The following is an 8708-nucleotide window of genomic DNA, read 5'->3' as shown; positions in this document are numbered from 1 at the left end:
CCTCAGGCTTGTGCCGCTTCGTTCCCATATGTCCGTCCTCGTCCTGGCTCGAAAGCCATACCTCAAGGCGGACCACTCCTGTGGGGGACGATCAGTTGGCCTCGACAAGCATCCGGCGCTCTCATTTCGTTGGGGAAGGCCGTATCCTAACCGGAACTATACGTAACTCCTCGACCCCCAGGTGGGTATGACACGCCAATCACCAGACAAGCTGATCGAAGGCTCGTCGTCGTACAATCTGCATGCCTTCCCGCCGATCCTTCCACCGGGGGATCCGCGCTGGGCCTGCTGTCGCTTCGCCGGCGGCAACAGCACGGCGAACCAGCGCGGCTACGGTGCGACCTGGCTGATCGAAGGCGGACGGCTCTTCCTGAAGAGCTTCGGGGGCGCCGTCGAGACCGCCGATCCGGACCGGCGCCGCATCCAGATCGGGATCCGCGATGTCCACGAAACCGACATGCCCGTGCCGGCGACGTGGATCTCGAACGACCTTCACTGTGCATCCGAGGATCACTTAGGCGATTTCTTCGAGTTCAAGCCGAAGTACTTCCGCTCGTTCCGCATCGAGCGCGGTCTCGTCGTCGCGGATGTCGTTCTCGAGAATACGCAACGCATCGTCGATTTCGCGTTCCGCTATGAAATGATCGAAACCGCCTCCGTCGCCTTGGGCGAGGGAACGACCCGGGGGCGTCGCGTAGGGTCCGCCCCCATCGGAGGCCTCCTGCAGGCTTTGCAGGCCGACGGAGGCGCCCCGTTCCGCCGTGCGGATCTCCTGTGGCATGCCTCCGCCGCCGATCTGCCCGACCTGATCGCGGCGCTTCCCCTTTGCCGCGAGAGGAGCACGGCTCGCTGGATCGCCTATGCGCTCGGTCGGATCGGTCCGGAGGCGGAGACCGCGATCCCGGCGCTCCTCGAGATGCTCGGGCGTTCCGATGACCAGGATGTCCTGAAGGCCTCCGCGTACGCGCTGGCCGGCATCGGAATCCCCGCGGCGCCCGCCCTCGCATCGGTCGTCGGGATCCTCGAGGAGCGGAGTAGCCCCGAGGCGATCGATCAGGTCTTCTTGATGTTAGAGCGGCTCGAGTCCTTGGGAAGCGGCGCGGTCGGCCCTCTGGTCGATGCGCTTCTGACGGCGCGAGAGCGGAAGACACGCTTCAAGATCTCATACGCTCTGGGGAAGATCGGTTTAGACGCTGTCGCCCCGCTTCTCGCAGCCCTCGCGGACGCGCGCGATGACGACCAGCGCAAGGGCGTCGCATGCGCCTTGAAGGCGATCGGCTCCGATGCCGCCGTTGCTATCGCTCCTCTTCTGCGCGAGCTGGATGCCGCACCAGATGGCGATCTGCGCCAGTGCCTCGCCGAAGCCGTGCAGACCATCGGAATCGGCTCGGCGACCTCTCTCGGAACGCTCCGGGATACGTTCCACGGCACACGGGACGAACGGACCCTGCAGATGCTCGCCAAGGCGATGGCGAGCCTGGGGTCGAACGCGATCGGTCCGCTCTTGGAGGAGCTGGCCGTCTCAAGCTCGGGAGCGGCCCGCCTCGCGATCGTCCGCGCTCTCGGAGGCATCGGGGCGTCTGCCGTCGACGCGGTCGAGCCGCTCATCGCGATGGCGCATGCCTGCTCGGACGGCCCTCTGCTCGTCGGGATCGCCGAGACATTGGTCAAGATCGGCGCACCTGCAGTACCGACTGCTTCGATCCAGATCGCGGCCCTGCGCGTCGCGGGCCTCGGCTACGAAGCCAATGCGATACTCGATCGGATGGTGCCCGGCGTCGTTCCGCCGGATCCGGCCGTCAGGGATCTGGCCGCCATGATCCTCGACCGGACCGACAGCCGTCGAACCCGGCGCATCGCCGAACTTCTCGGGGCGATCGGCGAGCCGGCCGTCGAGCCGCTCCTCGCCCTGCTTCCGAAGGCACAGTCTCAGGAGACGCGGGCGCTCATCACCTGGGTGCTGGGTCGCATTGGCGTTTCGGCGCCGGATACCATTGATCTCGTGCTGGCGACGCTGAAAGAGGCACGTAGCGACGATGTCCGGCTGAGGATCATCGACGACCTGAGGAAGCTGGGAGCGCCTTCGGCGACGCACGTCGACACCCTCGTCGATGTCTTCGACCAGGCCACGTTCGCTCCTGTTCTTTGGAGGCTCGGGCTCGTTCTCGCCAGCATCGGAGCGCCTTCGGTCAACCCGCTCGTCGAGCGGCTGAAGACTGCGACAGAAGTCAGTAGGATAAGGGCGATTGCCAATGCAATCGGTGAGATTGGTCCGGGCGCAAGCGACGTCGCGCCTGTCGTCCGAGACGTTTTGGCGACAAAGCAGGATCCCGAGCAACGGCACGCTCTCGAAATGGCGCTTTACAGCATTTCGAAGCCAGTTTGATCCAGGTGCTGGCTTCGTTTCGTTCCCGGCTGGAAAGGAGGAATTGCCTGCTCGCTTTACAATGTTTTCCTTACAATAATATTGAATATCTTATTTAAAGTCTTTAATTTATCATCGTCCGCTTCTTTCGCATCTGATTGCTCTTTTTGTAGAACATGCTGCATAATAGCGAAGTTTGACGCAATCGCCGCTTCACCACCAAGGGTTATACCAAGTTCGTAGACAGATGTCCTCTTGTAATTACCCTCAATACGATCGGCGTATAAGGGAAACATCATATCATAAGTATTGGACCGATCTGACCCATTGACCTGCATCACTTGGTCATACCAATCTTTCGCTTTGTCCCAGTCCCGGTTCGTGACTGCGATATCGAAAGGATGGTCCGATTGGCGATAGGACGGGGGGTCGTTCGAAACATACGGTGCTTTGGGCTCCTCGTCGTCTTCGTTTTCCGGACAACCTTTCCAGCCACAACCAACAATCCGGCGCTGGGCTGCGGTAAGATTGAGGAATTGGGACAGTCCTTTATCCAATTCCTCGAACTCTTTCGTGCCTGAGAAAGCTGAGCGAACCCGATCGACGATCCGCTTTTTTTCAGTATCCAATCCACCGTCGTCGGTGGAGACAACAGCATCAATGAACATACCCATCCAGTTCTTGGAAGAGTTCGGGGCGTTGTTTTCGATCAGATGATCGATGAGAGTCTCGGCGGCGAGGAATCTCGCGCGGCGCATATCGATCCTCGCCGCGCAGGTCAGTCGGCCGTAACGACAATAGTTCTCTGAAAAAGTGGCAGAGTTACGAAGATATTTTATGTTTTCTTGCCACGCTTGTTGATAATCGCCGACGAGCAAATACATCTCCCACATTTGATAGGACGCGTATTGCTGATGGGTTTGCTCGTCGCCTTCCTCTCTAATCGGCCCAGCTGCGGCAAGTGCTATTAGATGCTGCTGGGCCTTTTTTACGTGCAGTTTTGCGCGATCGACATACCCTAGGTCACGATAGTTACGTACGATCCAGCTATCGATACCAAAGACTGAATAATTCGTCGATATCTCCTTGTCTCCATCTTTCTCGATATGCGCAGAAAGTGAAGAGAGATCGAGGCCAGCGACAAGATCGACAAGATGAAGGCTTGGCCGACCTTGAATTATCGCAAGTTCATCGGCAATGTCGCGGAGAATCCCCGCTGCCCGCAGGCGCTCGCGCGGTGTCGCATTGTCGGGAGGCATTGCAAGTTGGACCGCTCGATCGACGGTCCGCGTCACGCTCTTCCAAGGCAGCCATGAAGACCATTGTCCCGAACGGACGCGAGCGATATTGAGCCAACCAAGGATTCGCTCCTCGCATACTGATCGACCAGTGTCCTCGGCGGAACACGACCGTATCGGGTCAAGGATCTTCGTCACCTCGCCTGCAAGCATCTCGGCGGCGGCAGGAGATACGATCTCGAGTTTCGGTCTCCGCTCGGGCTTCAGCCATCCGGCGGTCAAGCCGGAAGGCACCGGTGGAGGCAACTTCGCCAAGGCATCTGCCAATTCGGGCCGTATGTCTGCCCATGCGCTGGCGAGAGCCTGGTTGCCAGTTTCGTCGATGCTCTCACTCTGCTTCTTAAGTGCTTCTTCTTCCTCGTGCTTCTTGCGCCGGCTGTCCCGGCTCTCGAGAAGAAGCTTCTTTGTCTCCGCATCGACCTTCTCGACGAGCTTCGAAGGTCGCTTCAGATTTGCAGGCCAGGCCAGATCGACGATCGCGTCTAGCAGATCGAGTTCAGGTTTGAACCATAAATCCTTCAACCCGCTGGTCCAGCCGGCCTGAGCAAAGCCTGCACGGTTGACGGGAACAACCGATTTACCGAGACCACGGTAGTGTTTGACGAGATTGTCTTCCTCCAGACGCACCGCATCGCTGCATTGAAGTGCGATGGTACGCATCCATTGCTCTACGAGAGGTTTCTGATTGCGGGATGCGCGCTTAAGTAGAGAGGACGCATCAAGGACGATTGGATCGACCGTCGAAAAACTGAGGTTCAGAAACTGTGTGATCGACTCGAGCCCCATCGCCGATGCAGAAAGCAGGGGCGCTTCGATTGCGGCTAGACCATTGCGGTCTCTCCTGATGTCGGAGATGGCGGCCGCCGCGGCGGATACTTCCGCCGGTATGGTCTTCGACTCGTCCTCATACTGCCGCGTGATGTCGACCTTCCAGTCGGGTTCGGCCAATGATCCAACCTCTTGGTAGGCCGCGCGCGCAGAGCCCCCTCTGATGAGTTGTCCGGCGACGTGTTTAGGTTCGCTGATCGCCGTGCGAAACGAGAACAGATGCGAAGCACCTCCATACGCGACCATCGTACCGGAGCCGATCTCCTTCGCCATCGCGCTCTGCTGGAAGCGGCGGAAGTGGTCCATGTCCTTGAACAGGAACGGTGTCCGGACGATTTCCCAGGACGAGCGCCACATATTGTTTAGGAAGCCGCCCGGTCGCCTGGGCATCTCGAGAGTGATGACCTTGACCTTGGACCGCGTTGCCGCCGCGGCTTCCCCGTCGGTGGGGAGATGGACGACGACCGGTTCCGCGCCGATCTGCGCGCCCCCTTGTTTGATCGCTCGCGCACAGGCATCCAGCGCCGGCGAGCTGTCGTAGGACAGCTGGACGTGGACGGCTTCCTGTGAGGCGGCAGTTGTGGACCCACACGCCTGCATCGAAGCAAGCAGGCAGCCGGCAAGAGCAGCTCTTCGCACTGATAGATACCGTGTCTATTTGGATTTCTTGTCGGGTGCAGAAATTCCGGAGCTCGGGGCCGATAGCGATCCCCGCTCGGTGTAGTCGGGCAGACCTCCGAGTATGTCCTGCTCCCTTTCTGCTCGGGTCTTCGAGCGCGCTTCGGCTGCTGTTGGGTTCTTGTCCGTCGGGCCCGGGGCGACCGCGGAACCGCTGTTCACGGCGGTCGGCTTTCCATCCGGATCGGGTTTGTCGCCGGCCGCCGTACCATTCGCGGTTCCGGAGCTTTCATTCAGCCTGTTCCGAAGTGCCTCGCGCAAGGAGCCCCCGCGGGGCGGCTTCGGACGACCGACAAGATCGTTGTACTCGTAGTTTTCCGTGGAGGCCTTCACGATCCTCACGCGACCCTGAACCAGGTTGGCGTATCGGTTGGTGAGACAATCGACGCGATCTTCGGCTTCGCCGAAGGCTCTGCAATGGCCTGCGACGTCGGGCTCGAACTTGCTGATCACTGCAGCTTGAGCGTAGCGAATGCACTGCTTCCAAGCATCAGTGTCTTTCTCGGCCTTTCCCTCACAAAGCTTAGTCGCCTCTCCGTAGAGGTTTCCGAGGGGCAGACGTGGCTTCGCGCGTTCGGAATCAGGCACCCGGTCCTGTTCGCCGACAGCAAACGGATTGTCGCCCTTGTAGGGGTTGGCACCTCCGAAGTTCGTTTGCGCAGCGGCAACGCGCCCAGCCTCCTCCTTCAGTGCCGCGGCAAGCTTTTGCGCGAGTTCGAGGTTCTGGCGCGCGGCCCCGACGTTCCTGGTGTCGCCACACAAACCGAAGTCGTTAATAGCGCGAGTGTAACGCGTGATCGCACCGGCTGCGTCGAGCGAATACATGTTCCGTTCGCCCGCTATAAAATCGCCCTTGGCGCGTTCGCAACTAGCCAGCCGAGCTTCTTCCTGCCGTCGCTGCTCCTCGGCGCGGCGCACTCTTTCAGCCTCGGCCTTCTCCCGAGCGATCCATCCTTCGACTTGCGCAATCTGCTCTGCGTTGCCCGCAAGCGTCTTGGCCGATCCACAGAACCCGTAGTCGGAACGTGCTGATCGGAGCTCCGCCAGGGCTCCGACGTAGTCGTGCGTCTTTACCGCAGCCTGGGCCCGTTCAAAATGCGCGCGAGCACTTTCAAAGGTCGCATCGCATTGTCTGTCACGTTCCTGGCGTGCCTCGAGCTCCCGCTGCGCCTTCAACGCCTTCGCGGAATTATTGCGGGCCGTTTGGGCCACATCGCCGCGATTGCACCGGTCGTAAGCATAGGCGGCGGAGTCGAAATCGAACGAAGCGGACGTATATTCTCGTTCGCTCCAGTTTTGCCTGGCGGAGCGATCATAGCGGTCGCCTTCGTTGCATGCTTCCTGACGACGGGCGTATTCCGCCTGACGGCGGGCGTTGTCCGCGCGCTCCTCTTCCTCTTCGGCGTCACGCCGGCGCCGTGCATTTTCGCGATCGCGTTCCGCCATTGATCCGAGTGCGCCAAGAATGGCGCCTGCCGCACCCAGGCCGGCGCTGATCGCGGCGCCGCGATTGCTGCCGCTGGAATACGTAGTCCCGCCCGAAGATCCAGTGTCCGGTCCGCACGCCCACTGGCTGGTGACCATTCTTCGGCCTGGACCACAGACTTGGTCAGCATAGGCAACCGATGGTGCGCAGGCCAGAAGCGCTACCGCTATCCACCGCAAGCCAACCGCAACCCCCAAACGCATTAACGTGCTCCGAGCCATACCGAAGCCGCCAGTTTAACAGTATCAAAAACCCGAATGTCAGTACCCTCGTCAGGAATCGTTGGTATGTTGCATCCGCGTCAATCATCTAAAAACAAATTACAACGCGTATGAAACGAGCCATTCGCTTGATCTATATTTTGAGATTTTGCAAGCATCTTTTAATACAGGAATGTTTTTGATAATCATTTCTGCACTTTAGGCGAAATAGGTAGCTAAATACATGAATACCAACGACAGTCTCAGCTCTCGATGTTAGATTAGTGAGCGAATAAATACTTTTGTCCTGAAAACGCTGCATTTGATGAGTAAGCCTTAGATAATTGTGAGCGAGATTTAGCTATGGGTGCAATGCTCAAAAAAAATATCCGGAGTGCCCGATGAGCTTGAAAACAGAAGGGCGAAGTGCCTGCACGTCGCAAGCACTCCCTTCGGACCAATTCGAAAGGAATTCGTGCTTAGCGATACTTCACTGCTGCTTAATCACCATGGTAATGTAGTTGCGGAGTATATAGCAGATAAACCTCACTCCATTCCGGCGGTGTTCTGGAGCGTGCAAGGTTTGACGCTAGCTCGACGCACGCATTGCAGCATGGACTTGGCCGCGGCGTAGATGCCGATCCCGTAGGCAAGCAAGGCCATATTAGCCAAGAGCTAGCCAAACGGAATGATGGTACCGTCGATGGTGCGGCTGCCAGGATCGGATGGTGGCAGCACTATCGCGGCTCTACTCGGATCAAGCCGAAGGCGCGAACTCTGACGATGTGATCACGGCTGTGGGCGAGAAACTGAGCGCCGTTCTGGATGAAGCGCGCGGTTTGTCCGATGCCAAATCGTCGACGAGAGAAGACTCGACCTCGAAGGCGCATTGACGTCGATCGAATTGCAAAACGTCAGTTATGCCTGCCATCCTGGCAGTACCCTCCAGGCTGCGTCGAGCTCCGCGGCACGACGCTCGTTCCGATCATCACCGACGCCGCAGACAAGCTCGTGCACGTTCTGCAGGGTGATGCCGTCACCGGCCCCGGCGATCTCGGTACCTTTCCTTCGAAGCGCGGCCCTGAGGGCTACTGCAGCCGGATCAGTTGGGTCGCGATCGAGCGCGTCTAGGATGGAGCTGATCGCCTTAGCGGCTGCTTCAATGGTGATGGTAGCGGGTTGCATCACGACCGCCTTCAGTTCGGCTTCACGTAATTGGAGCCAACGCGTCCGCCGCGGCCTTGGTGCTGCTGATTAAACTCGGCCGCTCCCAGATGACATCGGTCGACGGACAGTGGCCGCTGGAGCAAGATGGTTCACCGAGCATTACACCCGATACAAATACTTTTGATAGTAATTCCGCTCGTCTCGCCCCGACTGCGGCTAGTTGAATCTTTCATTTTCGAGGCTCCATGGCGTTTACGCGATCGCGATCGCGAGGGCTGAGGCTTAGCGATCTGCGTGCCGCGCTGGAGAGACTGGGCCGCCCCTTTGTCTAAGTTTCCGCCGTTCTGAGCGCAGGCCAAGTCCGTGTAAAGCACGCTGAGCAACAGCCCAACGGCGACAATTTTCATAATTTGCATGGAGGTTCTCCTGCATAGCAAACCATTGAAGCGAACGCATGTTCAGGCGGTGCGACAGCAGGTCCTTACTTGATAGTTCGGTGACCGCATGGGCGAGGCGACGACGGCGGATCCTATCAATGGGCCATCCGAAAGCATGGGAAGGTGGCCCAGCGCTCTAACCACAGCCTTCATTCGTGATCGGCCCCCACACGGTGGTCCAAGTGCAAGGTTAGTGCAAAGTCGGCCTTTGCTCCACGGGTAGCTTGGTCGGCGGAGCTTGTCGGGTGA

General features: G+C 59.1%; 3 protein-coding genes. 1 reads left to right on the top strand and 2 read right to left on the bottom strand.

Features of this window, described 5'->3' with window-relative positions; all coding sequences use genetic code 11:
- Positions 1 to 187 precede the first annotated feature (187 nt).
- A complete protein-coding gene (locus tag GGR33_RS25600) occupies positions 188 to 2386 on the top strand; it encodes a HEAT repeat domain-containing protein (protein WP_210302224.1) in 2199 nt (732 codons plus the stop codon).
- 56 nt (positions 2387 to 2442) lie between these two features.
- On the opposite strand, the gene GGR33_RS25595 is transcribed toward GGR33_RS25600, so the two are convergent.
- A complete protein-coding gene (locus tag GGR33_RS25595; RefSeq protein ID WP_183516053.1) occupies positions 2443 to 5130 on the bottom strand; it encodes a hypothetical protein in 2688 nt (895 codons plus the stop codon).
- 15 nt (positions 5131 to 5145) lie between these two features.
- On the bottom strand, positions 5146 to 6753 hold the full coding sequence (locus GGR33_RS25590; RefSeq protein ID WP_183515968.1) for a hypothetical protein: 1608 nt from the start codon (positions 6751 to 6753) through the stop codon (positions 5146 to 5148).
- Positions 6754 to 8708: the final 1955 nt, after the last annotated feature.

The sequence above is a fragment of the Methylobacterium brachythecii genome (assembly GCF_014196345.1).
GTDB classification, from domain to species: Bacteria; Pseudomonadota; Alphaproteobacteria; order Rhizobiales; family Beijerinckiaceae; genus Methylobacterium; species Methylobacterium brachythecii.
The sequence above is the reverse complement of the archived record's forward strand: the minus strand, read 5'-3'. Positions and strand labels throughout refer to the sequence as shown.